Source organism: Collimonas sp. GW821-FHT02H07 (assembly GCF_059421505.1).
The window spans coordinates 39,865-60,557 of the sequence record NZ_JBWKVC010000001.1 but is presented as its reverse complement, the minus strand read 5'-3'; the positions used below and the strand labels follow the sequence as shown (position 1 = coordinate 60,557).

At 59.6% G+C, this 20,693-nt stretch carries 22 protein-coding genes; 8 read left to right on the top strand and 14 right to left on the bottom strand.

Annotated features, from left to right (window positions below):
- Window positions 1–11: 11 nt before the first annotated feature.
- On the top strand, window positions 12–1,304 hold the full coding sequence (locus AC07V8_RS00295; protein WP_494677173.1) for a M20/M25/M40 family metallo-hydrolase: 1,293 nt from the start codon (window positions 12–14) through the stop codon (window positions 1,302–1,304).
- Window positions 1,305–1,391: 87 nt separating this feature from the next.
- On the opposite strand, the gene nadC is transcribed toward AC07V8_RS00295, so the two are convergent.
- Complete coding sequence (gene nadC / locus AC07V8_RS00290; RefSeq protein ID WP_494677174.1) at window positions 1,392–2,282, bottom strand: carboxylating nicotinate-nucleotide diphosphorylase; 891 nt, start codon at window positions 2,280–2,282, stop codon at window positions 1,392–1,394.
- A complete protein-coding gene (nadA, locus tag AC07V8_RS00285; RefSeq protein WP_494677237.1) occupies window positions 2,279–3,430 on the bottom strand; it encodes a quinolinate synthase NadA in 1,152 nt (383 codons plus the stop codon). Before nadA ends, nadC begins: the two co-directional genes overlap by 4 nt.
- A 286-nt stretch (window positions 3,431–3,716) precedes the next feature.
- Between nadA and AC07V8_RS00280 the strand changes: the two genes are divergently transcribed.
- The gene (locus tag AC07V8_RS00280) at window positions 3,717–4,280 is read left to right on the top strand and encodes a hypothetical protein (RefSeq protein WP_494677175.1); all 564 of its coding nucleotides are present in this window, start codon (window positions 3,717–3,719) and stop codon (window positions 4,278–4,280) included.
- A gap of 92 nt (window positions 4,281–4,372) precedes the next feature.
- On the opposite strand, the gene AC07V8_RS00275 is transcribed toward AC07V8_RS00280, so the two are convergent.
- Entirely contained in the window at window positions 4,373–5,974 is a 1,602-nt protein-coding gene (locus tag AC07V8_RS00275) for an ABC-F family ATPase (protein ID WP_211443717.1), read from the bottom strand.
- Between the two features lie 148 nt (window positions 5,975–6,122).
- Window positions 6,123–7,028 carry a class A beta-lactamase gene (gene bla, locus AC07V8_RS00270; protein WP_494677176.1) on the bottom strand — a complete coding sequence of 302 codons (906 nt, stop codon included), beginning with the start codon at window positions 7,026–7,028 and terminating at the stop codon, window positions 6,123–6,125.
- Between the two features lie 115 nt (window positions 7,029–7,143).
- On the opposite strand from bla, the gene AC07V8_RS00265 reads away from it, so the two are divergent.
- On the top strand, window positions 7,144–8,010 hold the full coding sequence (locus tag AC07V8_RS00265; RefSeq protein WP_494677177.1) for a LysR family transcriptional regulator: 867 nt from the start codon (window positions 7,144–7,146) through the stop codon (window positions 8,008–8,010).
- A 51-nt stretch (window positions 8,011–8,061) separates the two neighbouring features.
- Here the strand turns inward: AC07V8_RS00265 and ldcA are convergent, their stop codons facing one another.
- The 4 genes from ldcA to queE form a co-directional block, all read right to left on the bottom strand.
- Entirely contained in the window at window positions 8,062–9,009 is a 948-nt protein-coding gene (ldcA, locus tag AC07V8_RS00260) for a muramoyltetrapeptide carboxypeptidase (RefSeq protein WP_494677178.1), read from the bottom strand.
- Window positions 9,006–9,470 (bottom strand): tRNA adenosine(34) deaminase TadA, encoded by a 465-nt coding sequence (gene tadA, locus AC07V8_RS00255; RefSeq protein WP_494677179.1) that lies wholly within the window; start codon window positions 9,468–9,470, stop codon window positions 9,006–9,008. Before tadA ends, ldcA begins: the two co-directional genes overlap by 4 nt.
- A gap of 76 nt (window positions 9,471–9,546) precedes the next feature.
- A complete protein-coding gene (gene queD / locus AC07V8_RS00250) occupies window positions 9,547–9,996 on the bottom strand; it encodes a 6-carboxytetrahydropterin synthase QueD (RefSeq protein WP_061942139.1) in 450 nt (149 codons plus the stop codon).
- Between the two features lie 27 nt (window positions 9,997–10,023).
- The gene (gene queE, locus AC07V8_RS00245) at window positions 10,024–10,659 is read right to left on the bottom strand and encodes a 7-carboxy-7-deazaguanine synthase (protein ID WP_494677180.1); all 636 of its coding nucleotides are present in this window, start codon (window positions 10,657–10,659) and stop codon (window positions 10,024–10,026) included.
- Between the two features lie 688 nt (window positions 10,660–11,347).
- On the opposite strand from queE, the gene AC07V8_RS00240 reads away from it, so the two are divergent.
- From AC07V8_RS00240 to AC07V8_RS00225, 4 genes are all read left to right on the top strand, one after another.
- Window positions 11,348–12,427: an alpha/beta hydrolase family protein gene (locus AC07V8_RS00240; RefSeq protein WP_494677181.1), complete on the top strand. Its 1,080-nt coding sequence runs from the start codon at window positions 11,348–11,350 to the stop codon at window positions 12,425–12,427.
- Window positions 12,428–12,562: 135 nt separating this feature from the next.
- Window positions 12,563–13,870, top strand: coding sequence for a methanethiol oxidase (gene mtoX / locus AC07V8_RS00235; protein ID WP_494677182.1), 1,308 nt, complete (start codon window positions 12,563–12,565; stop codon window positions 13,868–13,870).
- An 86-nt stretch (window positions 13,871–13,956) separates the two neighbouring features.
- A complete protein-coding gene (locus AC07V8_RS00230) occupies window positions 13,957–14,607 on the top strand; it encodes an SCO family protein (RefSeq protein ID WP_494677183.1) in 651 nt (216 codons plus the stop codon).
- Window positions 14,604–15,776 (top strand): cytochrome-c peroxidase, encoded by a 1,173-nt coding sequence (locus tag AC07V8_RS00225; protein ID WP_494677184.1) that lies wholly within the window; start codon window positions 14,604–14,606, stop codon window positions 15,774–15,776. Before AC07V8_RS00230 ends, AC07V8_RS00225 begins: the two co-directional genes overlap by 4 nt.
- Here AC07V8_RS00225 and AC07V8_RS00220 read toward each other — a convergent pair.
- The 3 genes from AC07V8_RS00220 to AC07V8_RS00210 all read right to left on the bottom strand — a co-directional run bounded on the left by AC07V8_RS00220 (window position 15,763) and on the right by AC07V8_RS00210 (window position 17,814).
- Window positions 15,763–16,266 (bottom strand): hypothetical protein, encoded by a 504-nt coding sequence (locus AC07V8_RS00220; protein WP_494677185.1) that lies wholly within the window; start codon window positions 16,264–16,266, stop codon window positions 15,763–15,765. The genes AC07V8_RS00225 and AC07V8_RS00220 overlap by 14 nt on opposite strands.
- A gap of 209 nt (window positions 16,267–16,475) precedes the next feature.
- Entirely contained in the window at window positions 16,476–17,195 is a 720-nt protein-coding gene (locus AC07V8_RS00215; protein WP_494677186.1) for an MIP/aquaporin family protein, read from the bottom strand.
- 187 nt (window positions 17,196–17,382) lie between these two features.
- Window positions 17,383–17,814 carry a hypothetical protein gene (locus tag AC07V8_RS00210; protein WP_494677187.1) on the bottom strand — a complete coding sequence of 144 codons (432 nt, stop codon included), beginning with the start codon at window positions 17,812–17,814 and terminating at the stop codon, window positions 17,383–17,385.
- A 673-nt stretch (window positions 17,815–18,487) separates the two neighbouring features.
- Between AC07V8_RS00210 and AC07V8_RS00205 the strand changes: the two genes are divergently transcribed.
- Window positions 18,488–18,997, top strand: coding sequence for a DUF1697 domain-containing protein (locus AC07V8_RS00205; protein ID WP_494677188.1), 510 nt, complete (start codon window positions 18,488–18,490; stop codon window positions 18,995–18,997).
- 153 nt (window positions 18,998–19,150) lie between these two features.
- On the opposite strand, the gene AC07V8_RS00200 is transcribed toward AC07V8_RS00205, so the two are convergent.
- From AC07V8_RS00200 to AC07V8_RS00190, 3 genes are all read right to left on the bottom strand, one after another.
- The gene (locus tag AC07V8_RS00200) at window positions 19,151–19,837 is read right to left on the bottom strand and encodes a YiaD family glycine zipper/OmpA-like lipoprotein (protein WP_494677189.1); all 687 of its coding nucleotides are present in this window, start codon (window positions 19,835–19,837) and stop codon (window positions 19,151–19,153) included.
- A 154-nt stretch (window positions 19,838–19,991) separates the two neighbouring features.
- Window positions 19,992–20,294: a hypothetical protein gene (locus AC07V8_RS00195; RefSeq protein WP_494677190.1), complete on the bottom strand. Its 303-nt coding sequence runs from the start codon at window positions 20,292–20,294 to the stop codon at window positions 19,992–19,994.
- Between the two features lie 23 nt (window positions 20,295–20,317).
- On the bottom strand, window positions 20,318–20,482 hold the full coding sequence (locus AC07V8_RS00190) for a hypothetical protein (protein ID WP_494677191.1): 165 nt from the start codon (window positions 20,480–20,482) through the stop codon (window positions 20,318–20,320).
- Window positions 20,483–20,693 lie beyond the last annotated feature (211 nt).

Sequence of the window (20,693 nt, the reverse complement as noted above, 5' to 3'; positions counted from 1 at the left end):
GGAGACAGAAGTTGAAACAGCCATCCTTTTCCCTGAAAAAAAACCTGCTGGCCGCCTTGCTTTTGCCGGCGCTGGGATTGAGCGCCAGCCAGACGCTGGCGGCCCCGGTAGCGCTGGCATACGAGCTGGCGCAAAAAGAAAAGCCGGCGATGATGGATACCATGCGCGACCTGGTCAACATCGAATCGGGCAGCGGCGACCTCGAGGGCCTGGCCAGGATCGCCAGCCTGATCCGCGATCGCCTGACGCAGCTGGGCGGCAAGGCGGAACTGCTGGATGCCCCTGAAATCTACCGCATGGGCGATACGCCGGAAAAAATCGGACAGATCGTCCACGCCGAGTTCAAGGGCAGCGGCAAGCGCAAGATCATGCTGATCGCCCACATGGATACGGTCTACCTGCGCGGCATGCTGAAGGACCAGCAGTACCGCGTCGACGGCGACAAAGCCTACGGCCTTGGCATCGGCGACGACAAGCAAGGCGTCGCCACCATCCTGCATACCATCGCGATCCTGCAGAAAATCGGCTTCAAGGATTACGACACCCTGACGGTGCTGATCAATGGCGACGAAGAAATCAGCTCGCCCGGCGGCCGCAGCCTGCATACCAGGCTCGGCGCCGAACAGGATGCGATATTCTCCTACGAAGGCGGCGGCCCGCAAGGCCAGCTGCGGCTGTCGACCAGCGGCATCGCTGCCGCCTATCTGACGGTCGAAGGAAAATCTTCGCACGCCGGCGCCGCGCCGGAAAAAGGCATCAACGCCTTATACGAACTGTCGCACCAGCTGCTGCAGCTGCGCTCCCTGTCGCAGCCCGAGCGCGGCTTGAAACTGAACTGGACCGTGGCCCAGGCCGGCACCAACCGCAACGTGATCCCGGCCAGCGCCAGCGCACAAGCCGATGCCCGCGCCTTGAAGATGAGCGATTTCGAGCAGTTGCAGACGCAGCTGCAGGAAGGCGTCAAGAAACAGCTGATCGCGGACGCCAAGGTCCACATGAAGTTTGAAATGCGGCGGCCGCCGCTGGAAGCCAACGCCGCCTCCCGCGCCGTATCGGCCTACGGCAAGAAGATTTATCAGGAACTCGACCTGCCGATGACCATAGTGGATGTCGCCAGCGGCGGCGGCACCGATGCGGCATTCGCCGGGCTGAAATCGAAAGCCGCGGTGATCGAAGGAATGGGCTTGACGGGCTACGGCGCGCACTCGAACGACGCCGAGTATGTCGTGCTGAGCAGCATTGTTCCGCGTTTGTATTTATCGACGCGGCTGATCATGGATTTTGCGCAAGGTAAAATCCAATAAATCCGTTGGCAATTCAGCGCAGCCAAACTGATTCACTGAGGAGATTGCAAGACTGGGCCATGCGCCTGCATGGCCCCGTAATCCAGCTTATTCGATAATGCGCAGCGAATAGTCGGTCGCCCGGATATCCTTGGTCAGGCTGCCTATCGAAATCCGGTCGACGCCGGTTTCCGCAATCGCCTTCACGCTGTCCATGTTGATGCCGCCGGATGCTTCCAGCAGCGCCCTGCCGTCGGTCAGCCTGACCGCGTCGCGCATGGCGTCGAGGCTGAAATTATCGAGCAGGACCGAGGTGGCGCCGGAACTCAAGGCTTCATCCAGCTGCACCAGGTTTTCCACTTCGACCTGGATCGTGACATCCGCATCCAGGTTCAGCGCCGCCTTCATCGCGGCTGGAATGCCGCCGGCTGCCGCAATATGGTTTTCCTTGATCAGGATGCCGTCGTACAGCGCCAGCCGCTGGTTGTGGCCGCCGCCGACGCGCACCGCGTATTTCTGCGCCAGCCGCAAACCCGGCATGGTCTTGCGCGTATCCAGGATATGCGCACGGGTGTGCGCCACGGCGTTGACGTAAACCCGGGTGGCGCTGGCCACGCCAGAGAACAGCTGCAGGAAATTCAAGGCGCAGCGCTCGGCGGTCAGCAAGGCCCGGGCCGGCGCATCGATCAGGCAGACTTCGCTGTCGGCGCTCATCATGTCGCCTTCGGCATAACGCCAGTCGATGCGGATGCGCGCATCGAGCCGCTGCATCACCGCTTCAAACCACGGCGCGCCGCACAGCACGGCCGCTTCGCGCACGATCACGCGGGCCCGCACCATCTGCTGCTCCGGCACCAGCTTGCCGGTCAGGTCGCCGCTGCCGACGTCTTCCGCCAGCGCGATGCTGATGCTGCTCTCAAAAGCCGCTTGCAAGGCCGCGTCAAACGGCGCGAAACGATTCACTAAATTGCTGACTGACTGATGGGAAGAAGTACTCATGCGGGTCCGATTCCTGAAAACAGTTTTTGTTCTTGCGCCAGATCGCTGGACGGGCGCACATTGGCCTTGCGCTGGGCGGCGAAGTCAAGCATGCGGTCGATGCAGACTACCGCTTTGCGGCCGGTCTCGGCATCGACGTGGATTTCGTTGCTGCCGGATTCCAGCACGTCGGCCAGGTTCTGCAGGCCGTTCATCGCCATCCACGGGCAGTGCGCGCAGCTTTTGCAGGTGGCGCTGTTGCCGGCGGTAGGCGCATCGATGAAGCGCTTGCCCGGCGCCGCCATTTTCATCTTGTGCAGGATGCCGTTGTCGGTGGCGACGATGAACTCGTCGGCGTCCAACGTCTGGGCGGCGGCGATCAGCTGGGTAGTGGAGCCAACCACATCGGCTTGCGCCACCACCGCTGCGGGCGATTCCGGATGGACCAGGATCTTGGCATGCGGATGCTGCTGGCGCAGCAATTCCAGTTCCACGCCCTTGAACTCGTCATGCACCAGGCAGGAGCCCTGCCACAGCAGCATGTCGGCGCCGGTTTGCTTCTGGATGTAGCCGCCCAGGTGCCTGTCGGGCGCCCACAGGATCTTCTTGCCTTGCGCATGCAGGTGGGCGACGATATCGAGACCGATGGAAGACGTCACCATCCAGTCGGCGCGCGCCTTGACGGCGGCGCTGGTGTTGGCATAGACCACCACGGTGCGGTCCGGATGCTGATCGCAGAAGGCCGCAAACTCATCCGCCGGACAGCCGAGGTCGAGCGAACAGGTGGCATCCAGGTCCGGCATCAGCACGCGCTTGTGCGGACTCAGGATTTTCGAGGTTTCGCCCATGAACTTGACGCCGGCCACCACCAGCGTCTTGGCCGGGTGATCGCGGCCGAAACGGGCCATTTCCAGCGAGTCCGACACGCAGCCACCTGTTTCTTCTGCCAGGTCCTGTAAATCGGCATCGACGTAATAATGAGCGACCAGCACCGCCTGCTGTTCTTTCAACAGGCGTTTGATGCGCTCCTTGAGCGCTGTTTTCTGTTCTGGCGTAGGAGTTTCGGGGACGCGGGCCCAGGCGTGCGCAGTGCCACAGGTAACTGAGCTGCTGCCTAGCTCCATGTGCGGCCGCTCGAATTCAACGGTTTTGATGGTTTGGGGTTGCATAGTGATGGTGGCTGCGGATGAGATGGAAGAGATCGACATGTGCTGCAGTAAAACGTCATGATACGACAGAAGCCGCAGCAAGATATTTTGCAGTAATTTATTCGCGTGGAAATCGGGAGGGGAATTCTACCGCCATCTCTGGAAGATTGCCTCAACATTACCTTATTGCAACTTTGAGTGAACTGCCGTACTATTATTTCACAATTGTCAGAGAAGATTGTCACAGAAATATGGCTTGTGCGGCTTCGGGCATATTTCGGACGTATTAGAAGAACACAGGGACATCATGATTATTTTCGACAAGACGGAGCGCGGCCGTACAGAAATAGCAACCCGCGGCCAGACTGTTGCGCCGCGTTTGCGCACGCTGCTGCTGCTGGTGGACGGCAAGACCGGCAGCGACGAACTGCTGAGGAAGGTGGCCGGCCTCGGACTGGGCCAGGAACACCTGGACGAGTTGCTGCAAGCCGGCCTGATCCAGGCCAGCGGCGACGATGGTGCTGCCGCCGTCTCGACTGCGGCGGCACCGGCCGCGGCTCCCACGCCTCCCGCGCCCGCCAAGAGCATCGCCCCCGTCGCCTCCATCCCGCTTGAGCAGATACTCCCTCCCGGGCAAACCCAGTTTGAAGCGATCTATCATTTCTATAACGACACCATCAAGAGCATGATCGGCCTGCGCGGCTACGGCTTGCAGCTGAAGGTGGAACGCGCCAGCAGCGTGCAGGACTTCCGCGAACTGCGCCAGGCATACCTGGAGGCGGTGCTCAAGGCCAAGGGCGAGGAAATCGCGCGCAGCCTGCGCGGCCGTCTGGATCAGTTGCTGTACCTGGGCGAACGGCCGCCGATGTAAATCCGCTGCAATGAAAAAAAGCGTGGCAGATCCTATCCGCCACGCTTTTTTTGCATCAGGGCGCAACGCTTGCCGCCCTTGGTCCAGCAGATTTATTCAATACCCTGGCTGCTCAGGTAATCCTCGTAGGAACCCTGGAAGTCGACTACTTCGTTTTCCTTGACTTCCAATACCCGCGTCGCCAGCGATGAAACGAATTCGCGGTCGTGCGAGACGAAAATCAGCGTGCCGGCATATTTTTCCAGCGCGATGTTCAGCGATTCGATCGATTCCATGTCCATGTGGTTGGTCGGCTCGTCCAGCAGCAGCACATTGTGGCGGCCCAGCATCAGCTTGCCGTACATCATGCGGCCCTTCTCGCCGCCCGACAGCACCTTGACCGATTTCTTGACGTCGTCGCCGCTGAACAGCAGACGGCCCAGGCTGGAGCGTACCGCCTGGTCGTCGTCGCCTTCCTGGGTCCATTGGCCCATCCAGTCGGTCAGCGTCTTGTCGGTGGCAAAGTCTTCGGTCGGATCCTGCGGCATGTAGCCGACATTGGCGTTTTCCGCCCACTTGACCATGCCGCTGTCGGCATCCAGGCCAGCGATATCGTGGCCGCCGATGCTGCGCAACAGCGTGGTCTTGCCCGCGCCGTTGGCGCCGATGATGGCGATTTTTTCACCGGCTTCCACCATGATGCTGAAATTCTTGAACAGCGGACGGTCATAGGCCTTGCTGATGCCTTGCACTTCCACCGCCAGCCGGTGCAGTTTCTTCTCGCCGTCGAAACGCACGAACGGGTTGGCGCGGCTGGATGGCTTGACATCCTCGACCTTGATTTTCTCGATCTGCTTGGCGCGCGATGTCGCCTGGCGCGCCTTCGATTTGTTGGCTGAGAAGCGGCGCACGAAATCCTGCAGTTCGGCGACCTTGTCCTTGGCCTTGGCATTGACCGACAACTGCTGCGCGCGAGCTTGCGAGGACGCCAGCATGTAGTCGTCGTAGTTGCCCGGATAGACCTTCAAGGTGCCGTAATCCATGTCCGCCATGTGGGTGCACACCTGGTTCAGGAAGTGGCGGTCATGGGAAATGATGATCATGGTGGAGTTGCGCTGGTTCAGCACGTCTTCCAGCCAGCGGATGGTGTTGATGTCGAGGTTGTTGGTCGGCTCGTCCAGCAGCAGGATGTCCGGATTGGAAAACAGCGCCTGCGCCAGCAGCACGCGCAGCTTCCAGCCGGGAGCAACGCTGCTCATCGGACCCTGGTGCTGTTCGATCGCCACGCCCACGCCCAGCAGCAGTTCGCCGGCGCGCGCTTCCGCGGTATAGCCGTCGTACTCGGCGAACTTGGCTTCCAGGTCGGCCGCCTTCATGTAATCGTCGTCGGTGGCTTCCGGATTGGCGTAGATCGCGTCGCGCTCTGCCATCGCCGCCCACATTTCGGTGTGCCCCATCATGACCACGTCCAGCACGCGCATCTCTTCAAACGCAAACTGGTCCTGGCGCAATTTACCCAGGCGCTCGTTCTGGTCCAGCATCACGTTGCCGGCCGAGGACTCCAGGTCGCCGCCCAGGATCTTCATGAAGGTGGACTTGCCGCAGCCGTTGGCGCCGATCAGGCCGTAACGGTTGCCATCGCCGAATTTGACGGAAATGTTTTCAAACAGCGGCTTGGGGCCGAACTGCATCGTGATATTTGCGGTGGACAGCATCTAATATGGTTCTTTTCTTAATTGAATCATGGGGTCAGGTAATGTGGCGGCATTATACAGTATCCGCATTTGTGCACTGCATGAGTCTATATAAAACAACGACTTACCGCCACATTTCCCACAATTCAGCCCTGATCCGCGGCAAACGCTAAAGCGCCGGCGCCGCCAGCGATGCCGCCAGCCGCCCGACCTGCGCATGCACCGCATCGCGCGCGGCAGCCGGCGCCGGCGCGCCGGTCAGGTAACTGGCCACCAGCAGCGGCGCGCGGCCCGGCGGCAACAGCATGCCGATATCGTTCGCCGTGCCATGGTCGCCGGTGCCGGTCTTGTCCGCTACCCGCCAGCCGGCCGGCAGCAGTGCGCGCAGGCGTTTGTCGCCGGTCTTGTTTGCCAGCAGCCAGTCCGTGAGCTGCTCGCGCGAACTGGTGGATAAATTCTTCCCAAGCAAGATCTCCCGCAAGCTCGACACCATGGCGCTAGGCGTGGTGGTATCGCGCGGATCGCCGGGAGCGGCCTCGTTCAGATGCGGCTCGATGCGGTCCAGGCGGGTCATCTTGTCTCCCGATGCGCGCATATAAGCTGTCAGTTGCGCCGGCCCGCCGAAGCTGTGCAGCAGCAGGTTGGCGGCGGTATTGTCGCTTTGCGTGATGGCCGCTTCGCACAGTTCGGCCACAGTCATGCCGCCGGCGCCGGTATGCTGTTCCGTCACCGGCGAATAGGGCACCAGGCCGGCCTTCTGGTAGTGGATGCGCCGCGCCAGCTGCTCCTTGCCCTGATCGACGCGCTTCAAGACCAGCGCCGACGCCAACAGCTTGAAGGTGCTGCACATAGGAAAACGTTCGCCGCCGCGATAGGCATAGCTTTGCCCGGAGCCGCTGTCGAAGATGGCGACGCCGAGCCGGCCGCCGCTCTTGGCTTCGATCTGGCGCAACTGTTCAACAATGGCGTCCGTTGCCGGATTGCCAGTGGCGCCCCAGGATTTCTGTGTGTACGCGCCAATGGCCAGCGCGCCGAATGCCATGCCGATACTGCCGGCGAATTCACGTCGATTCATATTTCCGCTCCTAAGTCGATGAACAAGGGGTTCACGATAAGCATTCGTTCACAATCACTCAAGCTACAATATCCTAGTGAAGCCATAAGAAAAATTAGGTCTTTAAGGAAAAATCATGCATCTCCCATTGAATGCGCTGCGCGCTTTTGAAGTCTCGGCGCGCCTGCTCAGCTTTACCCGCGCCGCCGCGGAACTGAACGTCACCCAGGCGGCGATCAGCCAGCAAGTGAAAAACCTGGAAGAACGCATGGGAGTCCAGCTGTTCCGCCGGCTGCCGCGCGGCCTGGCGCTGACAGCCGAGGGCATCGCGCTGCTGCCGGTGCTGGCCGAATCGTTCGGCCGCATAGCTTCGGTGCTGGAGCAGTTCCAGGACAGCCGCGGCCGTTCGCGCGAGGTGTTGACGGTGGGCGCGGTCGGCACCTTCGCGGTCGGCTGGCTGATTCCGCGCCTGCGCGATTTCCAGCAAGCCCACCCGTTCGTCGATTTCCGGCTGTTCACCAACAATAACCGGGTCGATATCGCCGGCGAAGGCCTCGATTATGCGATCCGCTTCGGCGACGGCGCCTGGCACGGCACCGACGCCGAAGCCTTGCTGGAGGCGCCGCTGTCGCCGATGTGCTCCCCTGCCCTGGCGCCCTACCTGCGCGAGCCGGCCGACCTCGGCAACCAGATGCTGCTGCGCTCATACCGCAGCGACGAGTGGGCGATCTGGTTTGCCGCCGCCGGCCAGGCTTGCCCGGTATTGCGGGGCAGTGTGTTCGATTCCTCGCTGACCATGGCGGAAGCCGCGGCCCAGGGCGCCGGCGTGGCCCTGCTGCCGGCGCGCATGTTCAATCGGGAATTACAGCAGGGGCGGCTGATACGGCCGTTTGATGTCGAGATAAGCAGCGGCAGCTACTGGCTGACCCGCCTCAAGTCGAAGCAGGTGACGCCGGCCATGCAGGTCTTTCAGGCGTGGCTGCACCATGCGGCGGCCCAGTGACGGCGCCGGTTCCGCTGCCTGGGCAGCTGGCCGGTCGCGCTATTCGAGGCTTCAGACAGTCAGCGTGAGCGGATTCTGGAAAGCCAGCCGGAAGCCGTTCGCATCGGCATCCAGCTGCGCCTGCACGCCGACCGGCAAGGTTACCTTGTCGCGGATATGGCCGAACGGCAGGCCGGTCAGGATCGGCACCGAGACATTGGCGCGCAGATAGGCCAGCATGGCGTCGAAGTCATAGCCGTTGTCATGCTGCGCCAGCCGGTAGTCGGAAAAAGCGCCCAGCACGATCGCCTGCTGCCGCCCCAGGATGCCGGCGTAGTGCAGCTGCAGCATCATCCGTTCGATGCGGTAAGGATGTTCGCCGATGTCTTCCAGGAACAGGATACCGTCTTCAATCTGCGGCAGATAGGAAGTGCCAACCAGATGGGTCAGCATCGCCAGGTTGCCTCCCCATAGCGTGCCGCTGACGCGCAGCGTCGGATTGCCGGCGGCGGCGACCTGGATCGCCTGCTCCGGCTGGCGCAGCGCTTGCCAGAAGTGCGAGATCGTAAACTCGCTCGGCTCGGCGCTGCCGAAATCGGCGCACAGCATCGGTCCGGCCAGGCTGGCGGCGCCGGTTTGCGCAAACAGGGCCAGGTGCAAGGCCGTGACGTCGCTATGGCCGACGAAGATTTTCTTGCTGGCGGCCAGGCGGCGGAAATCCAGCAGCGGCAGCAAGCGCGACATGCCGTAGCTGCCGCGCAATACCAGCACGATCTGCACATGCGGATTGTCGATGGCCTGGTAAATCTGCTCGACCCGCCCCACATCAATGCCGCCGAAACGCTGGAATTTCTTGGCCGGGTCGTAATAGTTGTAGACCACGCAGCCCTGCTGCTGCAAGGCCAGGATGCCGCGCGCAAATGCCTCTTCATCGTTGGCGTAGCCGCCGGGAGCGACCACCGCCACGCCTATCGGTTCAGGCGGCCGCATTGGAGTATGCATTGCAGTATTTTCGGTCATGTTTTTTGCTGGGCAAGGCGCCGTTCGGCGAAAAATTCTTTGAGTAGTGTGCCACATTCATCTGCCAGCACGCCAGCCGTCAATTCGGTCTGATGGTTCAGCTTTTCCTGCTCGAACAGATTCAGCACCGAGCCGCAGGCGCCGGTCTTGGGATCGCTGGCGCCATACACCACGCGCGCCAGCCGGGCATGCAGCATGGCGCCGGCGCACATTGCGCACGGTTCCAGCGTCACGTACATTTCGCAGCCGGGAAGACGGTAGTTGCCGAGGATGGTGGCGGCGGCGCGCAGCGCCATGATTTCGGCGTGCGCGGTCGGATCGTGATTGCCGATCGGCTGGTTGAAGCCGGTGGCGATGACCTGGCCGTCTTTCACTACCAGCGCGCCCACCGGTACTTCGCCCAGGGCCCAGGCATTGCGCGCCTGGGAAATGGCTTGTTGCATGTAAATCGCGTCACGCATAGGCAGTCAAGGGGTAAACTTAATCGGAAAAACAGCGCGAAAAAACAGCACGAAAAAAAAACCGAAAAGACAGCGATCAGCGGTCTTCGGAAATCTCGGCCCAGCAGTTCGGCGTTTCATGCAGCACCAGTTTTTGCAGATGCAGGCCGGTGCCGAAGTGATCCTTGTATGCTGCTTTCAGGATATCGAAAGCCGTACGCGCCAGGTTCTCGACTGTCGGGATGCGGTCGATCACAACCGTCTTGTGATTCGGCAGCGTGGCCAGGAAATCGCGTACAGCGGCGTCCTTTTCGTAGACCAGGAAAGCATGGTCCCAGACATCCACCAGATGCTGCTTGGCCAGGGTCTTGATGTCGGAGAAGTCCATGATCATGCCGTTGTCGGAACTGCCTTCGACTTCAATGACCGCCCCCACCAAAGTGATTTCCAGGGTGTAGCGGTGGCCGTGCAGGTTGCGGCACTGGCTCTTGTGGTCGGGAATCCGGTGTCCGGCATCGAATTCCAGTTTGCGGGTGATGGTCAGCATAGGTAATCGTTTCTTTATAAAATCGGTTCAGGGAATCTGCAGCAGCTTGTGGGTCTGCAGACTCAGTTTCCATTTCGGATTGCGTTTGCAGGTCTCGATGGCCAACTGGATATTCTGCGCCTGTTGCGGGCCATCCATGGCCTGCACATAGAAATGATCGAAATCAAGTGATTCATATGCCGCCAGCGACTGGCCGAGCTGCGGAATCACGACCTTCAGTTCATTTCCCTTGCGCAGCTTGAGCACCGAGCCCATCTTCGGGCTGACGCAAATCCAGTCGATGCCCGCCGGCGGCTCCAGCGTGCCGTTGGTTTCGATGGCGATTTCAAAACCGGCCGCGTGCATGCTGTCGACCAGCGCCGCGTCCAGCTGCAGCAAGGGTTCGCCGCCGGTAAACACCACGAATTTGCTGCCGGTGTAAGTCGTTGGCCAAAGCGCATTGATGGTATCGGCCAGCGCGGCGCTGGTCTTGAACTTGCCGCCGCCCTCGCCGTCGGTGCCGACGAAATCGGTGTCGCAGAACTGGCAGACCGCCGTGCTGCGGTCTTCTTCCCGCCCGCTCCATAAATTGCAGCCGCTGAAACGGCAAAACACCGCAGGACGGCCGGCATGCGTGCCTTCGCCCTGCAGTGTGTAGAAGATTTCCTTGATGCTGTAAGTCACTGTGTAAACTCTTGCTCTCTGTTTGCCGGGGCGGTCGCCCTCGGACAAGCTATTTATCATTCATCATAAGCCGACCCGCGGCGCAGTGCCTGGCATTCACCGCCGGCGACAGAAAACATGGCGAAATCCGCCGCTGACGAAACGGCTGAAGCAGGCGACCGACAGCAGACGCCGCCTTGATACTGGTCTCATTGACGCGACGACAATACACCGCGCGGCCGGTCCGGGCGCGACGCCGCCGGCAGAGACGTTGGCCGGCAGGGTCTAGCTGCCGCAAACGCTGATAAAGGTCATGTAATCAAGGTGGACAACGCCAGCCGGATATGCCGGTGCAACTACCTCGTCGGCCCAGTATAAATGCAAACCTGAAGCACGGATGCCAGCGTGATATGCGTACAAAACGAAGTGCAAGATTATACAGACAGCTGTCGTTGCCGGTATCGCGACGGTCGAAATTGCAATAAAACCGGCAAAAAAACGCATTTGGCCTGAACAAACCGCTGCCGGAGACGACAAACATTTGCCATAATGAAACTATTAGATGGGGAGACAGCGAGCTTCAATCCTGGCGCCATCAGGCCTGCGCCAGCCAAACGACATCGTATGGAAGCATGTAGCGGCCTCATACAAAGGAGATAACAGAGTGGCGTCACGTGATATTTCAAGGTCAAAAAAATTTTCCCGCGCCTTGAGCGCATTCGCAAGCGCGCTCATCCTGACAGCCGCGCTGGCGCCCGCGGTCACAGCGCGGGCACAGGACAAACCGCCCGGTCCGGCAGCCTTATGGAGCGCGCCGGCATCGACATCGCCCACGGTGACGGAAGAGCATTTCAATAACGGCCAGGTCGAACTCAGCGGGACGCTTTACGTTCCGCAGCGGCCGGACAAAGTACCGGCCGTGGTGGTCTTGCATGCCGCCTCGGTGCCGACCCGGGATCAGGCGCTCTATCGCCATGTGATACAGGCCCTGCCTGCGCTCGGCGTCGCCGTATTTGTTTACGACCGGCGCGGCAGCGGAAAATCGGGCGGCATCCTCGCCGACAGCGGCTATGACGTCTTGGCGGATGACGGCATCGCGGCGCAGCGGATGCTCGCGCGCAATGCCCGGATCGACCCCAAGCGCATCGGCTTTTGGGGGCTTAGCCAGGGAGGATGGCTATCGCTGCTTGCCGCGGCCCGCAATCCGGAAACCGCCTTTGCCATTTCCATTTCAGCGCCGATGACCACGCCGGACGTGCAGATGAATTTCGCGGTAGCGAACATATTGCGGATAAAAGGCTATTCGGAAGCCGATGTAGGCATGGCTGTCGCAGCGCGGACAGCGATCGACGAATTCGAGCGCGGCAGGCTCGATCGCGTGAGCGCGCAGGCCAGGCTCGATGCGGTCGTCGACAAGCCGTGGTTTGACCTGACCTACCTTGACAAGACCTTCCAGGATCCCGACAAATCGCGCTGGGCGAAAGAAATCAGGCACGACCCGTTAAAGACGCTCGCTTCCGTGCACGCGCCCGCCCTGCTCATTTATGGCGCAAACGACCCATGGGTGCCGGCCAGGCTATCCGTGGAGATCCTGCGGAAAAACGCGTCGCAGCATCCCAATATCGACACCGCCGTGATCGCCGGCGCGGATCACGACATGATGCTGTCCGCGCCGCTCGAATTTCAAATCGACCCCAAGGCATTCAGCGCCCAGGCGCCTGATGCGCCCGAATATTTCAGCCTGATGGCGGCATGGCTTACCGCGAAAGGATTTGCGCGCGCGCCCTAGGCCGCGTCCAGCAAGAGCCGGCACCCTGTCAATTCTGGCAGCTATGATGACAATATGATACGAGCTAGTATTGCCTCGATTTCGATCCAAGAAATCCAGGAGATTCATCCTATTCATTGATTTCAAAGGCAGGCAATGGCTAACAGCTACTTCGGGAAATACTCTCTCGCAGCGACCTTGAGTTGCGCGGCGATTCTTGTTTGCGGCGCATTCGCCAGCCGGCCGGTTGCGGCCGATGAAACCTGCAACTCCCCTTACATGTCCAATCTGATCAAGGGCCAGGAAGACTTTGCCTACGTCTGGACACTCGGCGTGCGCGGCGTGGGAGACGGCTTCGACAAACTGGTGACGGTGGACGTCAATCCATCCTCGAAAAACTACGGCAAAGTGATCGCCACCGTCTCCGTCGGCGCGCGCGGCGAGGCCCATCACACCGGCTTTACCGACGACCGGCGTTTTCTCTGGGCAGGCGGCCTGGATGACAACAAGATCTACGTGTTCGATATCCACAGCGATCCGGCCAGGCCGAAACTGGTCAAGACCATCGGCGACTTTGCCGGCAAATCGGGGCTGGTCGGACCGCATACCTTCTATGCGCTGCCGGGCCGCATGCTGGTCGGCGCGCTCTCCAACAGCAAGGACCACGGCGGCGCCACCGGCATGGCGCTGTACAACAACAAAGGCGAGTTCCTGAGCAAGTACAGCATGCCGACCACGCAGGGCGGCGATGGCTACGGCTACGATATCGGCGTCAATCCCGCCATGAACGCGCTGCTGACATCCAGCTTTACCGGCTGGAATAACTACATGATGGATTTCGGCAAGCTGCTCAAGGATCCATCAGCCATGAAACACTTCGGCAACACCATGGTGATGTGGAACCTGAAAACCATGCAGCCGGAAAAAATCATGCAGGTGCCGGGCGCCCCGCTGGAGGTGCGCTGGTCGCTGAAAGATGGCGACGACTGGGCGATCACCGCCACGGCATTGACCTCGAAGCTGTGGCTGGTGAAGAAAGATGCGCGCGGCGAATGGCAAGCCAAGGACGTGGGAAACATCGGCGACCCGGCCAAGGTGCCGCTGCCGGTCGACATCTCGATCAGCGCCGACGGCAAAGGCTTGTGGGTCAACACTTTCATGGACGGCATGACGCGCTACTTCGACCTCCGCAATCCGGAAGCGCCGAAGGAAATCTATGCCAAGCATACCGGGGCGCAAGCGAACATGGTGTCGCAGAGCTGGGACGGCAAGCGCGTCTATGTCAGCAGTTCCCTGCTGGCCAACTGGGACAAGAAGGGCGCGGATGACGAACAATTCCTGAAACTGTTCAGCTGGAACGGCAAGCAGCTGCAGGAACAATGGTCGCTCGACTTCTACAAACTGAAGCTGGGCCGGGCGCACCATATCAAGTTCGGCGCCAGGTCGTCCCAGGACGTCTCTTGAGCTTCGGCATTTTCTCGCAGCATCTGCTCCATGGGAGCAGCAGTGTCAGCTCCGTCCCGCAACGCTGCCGGCTCCGGGCTACGGCCATGCTGGCGCTCTCGCTCAATCTGCTGGTTTGCACAACCAGTACGCTGGCGCTGGAGCGTAGCGGCTTTGCCGCGCCTCCCGCCGGCACTTACCAGCTGCAACGGATCCTGAGCACGCCCGAGGGGCCGGTGCTCGACAGCGACGGCAGCCGGCAAAAATTGTCGCGTTATACCACCGGCAGAATCACGCTCTTCTCTTTCATCTATACCTACTGCACCGATGCCCAAGGCTGTCCCCTGGCTTACGCGACCTTCCACAATCTGAAGAAAGCCATCGAAGACAACCCCGGCATGCGCGACAAGGTGCGCTTCGTCAGCATGAGCTTCGATCCGCAATACGATACGCCGGAGGCCATGCGCAACTATGGCGGCAAAGACGCACGCGATACCAAGGGCGTGCCATGGCATTTCCTGACCAGCGGCACGCGCAGCGACTTGCTGCCGCTGCTGGAAGGCTTCGGGCAAGATGTCTCGGTGGCGATTGCGCAGCCGGATGGACAGCGGATTCCATTGCTGAGCCATATGCTCAAGGTGTTCCTGATCGACGCGCACGGCCAGGTCCGCGAAATATACAGCCCGGCCTTCCTGCGGCAAGAAATGATGTTCAACGATATCCAGACCTTGCTGATGGAGCAGAACATCAAACGATGAAATTCCTGCTTGTCGCGCTCTGCCTGCTGGCCAGCACCTTGAGCGCATGCCGGCGCGCGGATGAAAATATTCCAGCGGCCCCGGATAGCATGCTCGGCTTGCCTCCGCTCACGCAGTCACCCGCCAATTTTCCATCGCCGGCGAAGATCGCACTGGGCCGCAAGCTGTTCATGGACCGGCGCCTGTCGTATAACAACACCATGTCTTGCGCCATGTGTCACCTCCCTGAGCAGGGATTCACATCCAATGAGCTGGCGACCCCCATCGGCTTCGAAGGACAAAGCCTGCGTCGCAACGCCCCCACCCTGCTTAACGTCGCCTATGTGCGGCAGCTGTTTCACGACGGCCGTGCAGACAGCCTGGAAAGCCAGGCCTGGGGGCCGTTGCTGGCCGCTGATGAGATGGCGAATCCGTCCGCCGATCATGTGATTTATAAAATCAAGGCCATGGAGGATTACCGGGGCATGTTCGAAACCGCATTCACCGGCCTTGAAGCCAACCAGGAAACAATTGGCGCTGCCCTGGCGAGTTATGAGCGCACTCTGCTATCGGGCAATTCCCGTTTTGACCGCTGGTACTTCGGCCAGGAAAAAGCCGCCATGAATAGCAGCGAGCAGGCCGGTTTCCGGATTTTTTCCGGCAAGGCCAACTGCATCGCCTGCCATGGCATCGGCGAGAAAAGCGCGTTGTTTACCGACGACCGCTTTCACAACACCGGGATCGGCCAGTTGCCCGGCACGGAAAAAATCGCGGTAAAACACAGCATCCAGCTTGCGCCCGGCTTGCGTGTCGACATGGACGAGCGCATCTTGCAGAGCGTGTCCGAGCCGGCGCCAAGCGACGCCGGCCGCTACGAGGTCACGCACAACGCCGCCGACCGCGGCGCCTACCGCACGCCGACCTTGCGCAACATTGCGCTCACGGCTCCCTATATGCACGACGGCTCGCTGACCAGCCTGGAGCAGGTTGTCGAGTTCTATGAGCGCGGAGGCATAGACAATCCCGGCAAAGACAGCTTGCTTAAGCCGCTGTACTTGAACGCGGATGAAAAGCGCGATCTGGTCGCATTTCTCGGCGCACTCACCGGCGGCAATGTCAAAAGCCTGGAAATCCAGGCTCGCACCGAAGCCGCCGTCATCGAGTATCGCAGCGCGATCAGAAAACCTTGATTTTCAACTGGAAAGACAGCGCGCCGTACAGCCTGTCCTTATAACTGGGAATGATCGCCAGATTCAAGCCGACCTGTTTGTACTCGATGCTGGCAACCGGAATCGCCGCCAGGAACCAGTCGCCATGCCGCATTTTCGGATAGCCGTTGAAGCCGCCGGCAACCACGCCCAGACGCACCGGCCCGATATATACCGGCTGGTAGTACACGCCGACGTAATTTGAATATTCCCGGTCGCTGTTGTAGAACCTGCCGGCAGTGGCCGACGCCACGGTAGAAAACCGGTATTCGGCGCCAAGGCCGTAATTATTGTTGTTCAATCCCTTGTCGCGATCGAAGTGCTCGGAATAGAAACCGCCATTCAGCCATACTTCGCTCATCGGCTGGTTATCTATCAAGCCAAACAGATTGCTTTGCTCTGCCTGCGCATCGGCAGCGGCACAGGCAAGAAACATCAAAACCACGCCATAGCGCCGCCCTAAAGTCAGCATCAGCTTGCTGTCCGTAAAGATTTTTCGCAGCTCATCCGGGATGCGTCTCGCATCGGCATCATCATGCGTCCGGCAATCCATCGCATAGGGCGTATGCCCTGGATGCAAGACGCGGTCACGCGGAGCATTTTAAAGCAACTATGCTGCAGGCAGCGCTAGAACCAGAAAAGATATGGGAACACCAAAAGACGATTCGAAAACAGCAGCGTTTATAAAAGCATCTCGTTTCCAGCGTCGGCGGCAGACTCGCGCTTTGCGCTCAGATCAAACTTGCCGGCTGGCTGGAACAGCCAGTCAAACACCACGGCAGCGCAGCTCGCCCCCGTGATTTGGGCGACGACAAAGCCGGTCACGTCGGCCGGTCGAATGCCGGTAAACGTATTGCTCATCGCCCGCGCCAGCGTCGCCGCCGGATTGGCGAAGGAAGAGGAAGAAGTAAACCAGCACGCCGCCACGATGTAGGCGGCAACCGCAAAAGGCGTTGTCGCCGGACGCCTGCGCGAACAGCCGACAATCACGCCGATCAGGCCGAATGTGGCGACAAATTCACTCCACAGTTGCGGCCAGTCGGATTTGACTTGGGTCGCCGCCGAGAAAGCCGGCAATCCAAACATCACATCAACTGCCGCCACGCCGGCGCAAGCGCCAATCGTCTGTGCCGCGATATACGGCGGCACATCACGCCAAGGCATTTTTCCTTGCCACACTTCCAGCAATGTCACGACAGGATTGAAATGCGCACCGGAAATCGGGCCGAAAGTGAGTATCAAGGTCATCAGCGCCAGGCCGGTGACCAGCGTATTGGCCAACAAGGCGACGCCTTCATTCGTCCCGGACAGGCGCGCGGCCATGATGCCGGAGCCGACGATGGCCGCAAGCAGGAAAGCAGTGCCGATTGCCTCGGCAGCCAAACGGCGCGATAGTGTCATTGAAAATATAGCGATTAAGCGAGCCGGATAAGCCATGGATGAACCACCCTTTCCGCAATCGGGAAAGGGGAAAGGGGAAAGCGCGCCATTGTAAATGCCGACAGGGCTTTTGATCGCAGCGCCCGTCTATACCTGTTATTTCCAAATCTGCATTATCCGTCCCTCCCTGGACGGAAACCTGGCATCCCTAGCGAAACGCAAACCTCAATAGCCGCCCGCCGGCCACATCGCCATTTGCCAGCTGGCGCCGCGGAAGGACCATGATCAGCTCTCCGCTCGCGTCATCGCTGCCATGCAGATTGATCGTCATTTTCAATTGCTGATCCAGCGCCACGAAAACATTCGGTGCGGTAGCGACAATGGCATGCCGCCCCTGGTCTCCCACTTCGGCATAAAGCTGCGGTCCTCTGTAGAACAGGTCAAGCGTCATGCCGTTTGAAAGACTGTATGAACGCAAGTAGTCATAGGCTTCGCTAGCTTGCATTCGATGATAGTGGTTGGGGAGTTCGATGCGCAGCGCCGGCCCGGTGACATTCACAGTCTGATTGTCCGGCGTCGTCTGTGCTGAAGCCGCCAATGCAAACGCGCTTATTAGGGAAATAAGAACTAGGTTTTTCATGATGGGCATCCTTTCTTTTGAACAGAATATGGTCGGGTGCGTCGTGAGATTGATCGTCCTGCTTCGGCACCAGGCGAAAATAAAATATCTTCTCTTTTAAAAATATTGCTTCTCAAAAATGATGGGGCTGTCCATCATGGAATCGGTCAAGTCCGTTTCGGGCTGTCATGCCGGACGCTCCTGCCAGGCAATAAAAGCAGCTGGCTATATGCATCCTTGCGGACAAGATGCGCTGCAACTCAGGCACGCGGGGAGTAATTTTCCAGGCACCGCTTCATATCGGCTCCCCGATGAAGTGCGTAACGGTTAAAGGAATTTTTTTCGAGGATTTGGAGGATTGCTGATCTGGTCGACAGACACACCGGTGATCTCCGAATTTTCAGGCACCGGGGTAAGAGGAAAAGCATTAGAGCGTCAATGGATTTTTTGGCGTCCATCATTATCTTGCTCAGTTTCTCGCGCAGATTTGCGATGTTTTATCGTTGTATCGCCAAGCCAGAATAGGATATGTTTGCGCCATATTCAAGCCAAACGCTGCTCGCCAGCGAAATGGCATCTGGCGGCATAATGCGCAGAAGAATCATGTGTGCCAATCAATCAAATTAACACGAGACAATTCCATGCCGATAGGTAAGATAATGCACTTCTGAACTTGAACGAGAGAGGAACCTGCATGTACAACTACATTGCCCTGTTGCGAGCCGTCAATGTCGGCGGCACCGGCAAGTTGCCAATGTCAGAACTGAAGGCGATGTGCGAATCGCTGGGCTTTGCCAAAGTGCGCACCTACATTGCCAGCGGCAATGTCGTTTTTGCCAGCAAGCTTTCAGAAGCATCGGCGAAAGCGAAACTGGAAGCCTGCCTCAAGGCATATGCCGGAAAGCCCGTCGGCGTGATGGTGCGCACCGCTGAGGAAATGGCCGCCGTCCTCGACGGCAATCCGTTCAAGTCGGCGGCGCCGAACCGGACGGTGGCGATATTCCTTGATGCTCCGCCGCCGCCGGATGCCCTGGACGATATGCGCGGCCGGCAGGATGAAGAAGTCGCGCTGGGCGTGCGTGAGATCTACGTGCACTATGGCGCCGGCATGGCGGACTCGAAACTGAAGATTGCCGCCGCAACAAATGGCACTGCGCGCAACATGAATACCGTCGCCAAGCTTGTGGAATGGGCCAGCTCCTAGGGCCTGGCGGGCTTCCGCGACAGGGTTAAACCGACCACACGGAAAAACGTCGGCCGCCGTTGCAAGCACGGAGGACCCGCGCGGTCTGCCAGGACCTGCCGTTCCGCAAATCTTTGCCCTTCCGGGTGATCCCGGCTTCCCCGCCGCCGGAAATCACCGCGCAGGTTGCTGTCCTTGCTGGGGAGGTGTCTGTTCCCGAACATAAATTTCAGCGCGACGATTTATCGCGCGGTTAGCGGGCGTGTCGTTGGCAACCAGCGGCTGGCTCGCGCCGAGCCCGTCCGATGTAATACGGCTTGCCGCAACGCCGCGACTGCTCAAATAGCTGCTGACGTTCTGTGCGCGCTGGCGCGACAACGGACCATTGATGGCGTCGCTGCCGGTGTTATCGGTATGGCCGTAAACTTCCACCAGGGCGGCCGGATTTTGCGCCAGGCTTGAAGCCAGCTGGTCGAGTACAGGACGCAAGGAAGGATTGAGATCGGCTTTGCCCGTGGCGAAACCGGTATCGGCTGGAATATTGACTTTCAGGCGATTGTCCGCGGTCTGGCTAACCTGCACGCCAGTACCTTGGGTTGCCTGCTCCATGGCCTTTTTCTGTGCTTCCATCCGGTTAGACCAGATATTGCCCCCAACCGCGCCAATCGCAGCGCCAATGCCTGCGCCGATTGCCGTTCGCTTCGCTCCGCCCGGCCCCGCGATGCCGCCAACCAGGCCGCCCAGCACGGCGCCTGCTCCGGCGCCCATCGCCGTGCCTTTTTGCGTTTCCGACATATCGGCGCAACCCGCTGTTACTACAGTAACCGCCAGCACCAGGGCGCCTATCTTGAATTGATTCATGATCTTTCCTCTTTGATGGATTGAATGTGTTTTTCAACTACCGAAAAAAATTTTGCGGATGAGCACGCGCAATAGCGCAATGTGCCTGCAGTCATCGACATGGCGATCTTCACCGATGTGAAAGACGTCTTCGTCGAATGTCGCTGCGCATCCTTTAGCACTCGCCCTTTTTCGCCTGTCCCGGTGGGCAATGGTCACGTCTCTCATCGCGATCCCTGCGATGATCCCTGTCGTGATCCCCATCGCGATGGTGGCGCTCTTCCCACTCGCGCCGTTCCCAGTATCGGTGGCCGTCGTAGTATCTGTCGCCATGCCAGCCGACCACCACGGCAGACGCAGGCGCAACGATCACTGGAACCGGTGTCCCGATATTGATGCCGACATCAATGGCATGCGCCGCACCGGAAATACCTATCCCGAGGCCGATGACTGCTGACGCGATGAGAGAACATTTCATAATCTTGCTCCAGAAAGTTATTTTCAAAATTGCTTCTGGCAAACGAACATGGCATGTTTTTTTGCACGATGATCATTTGTCCGGCTTTCTAAACGGGGAGCTTGTAGTTGCAGTTGACCGGTTTGCCAAGGCGTCACAATCTTTAACCTTCCCTCATCGACGGACTCCTCATCAGCATTGCTGATCATTGGATTCGCCGGCCATTGTGCACATGGAATGAAATTGCAACTCGCACCAGCTCTGCCCACATCATTCGCGGCACGCAATTTGCGTATGGTGGCAGCCGGTATCCTCGCGGCTGAAACCGACCGACGCCAAGCTTCCAGCAGAACACGATCCGACGCCCCGGCCACCTGGTTTCAACGATTTTCTTTTGTTGTACGTGTATCCGGGCGGGAA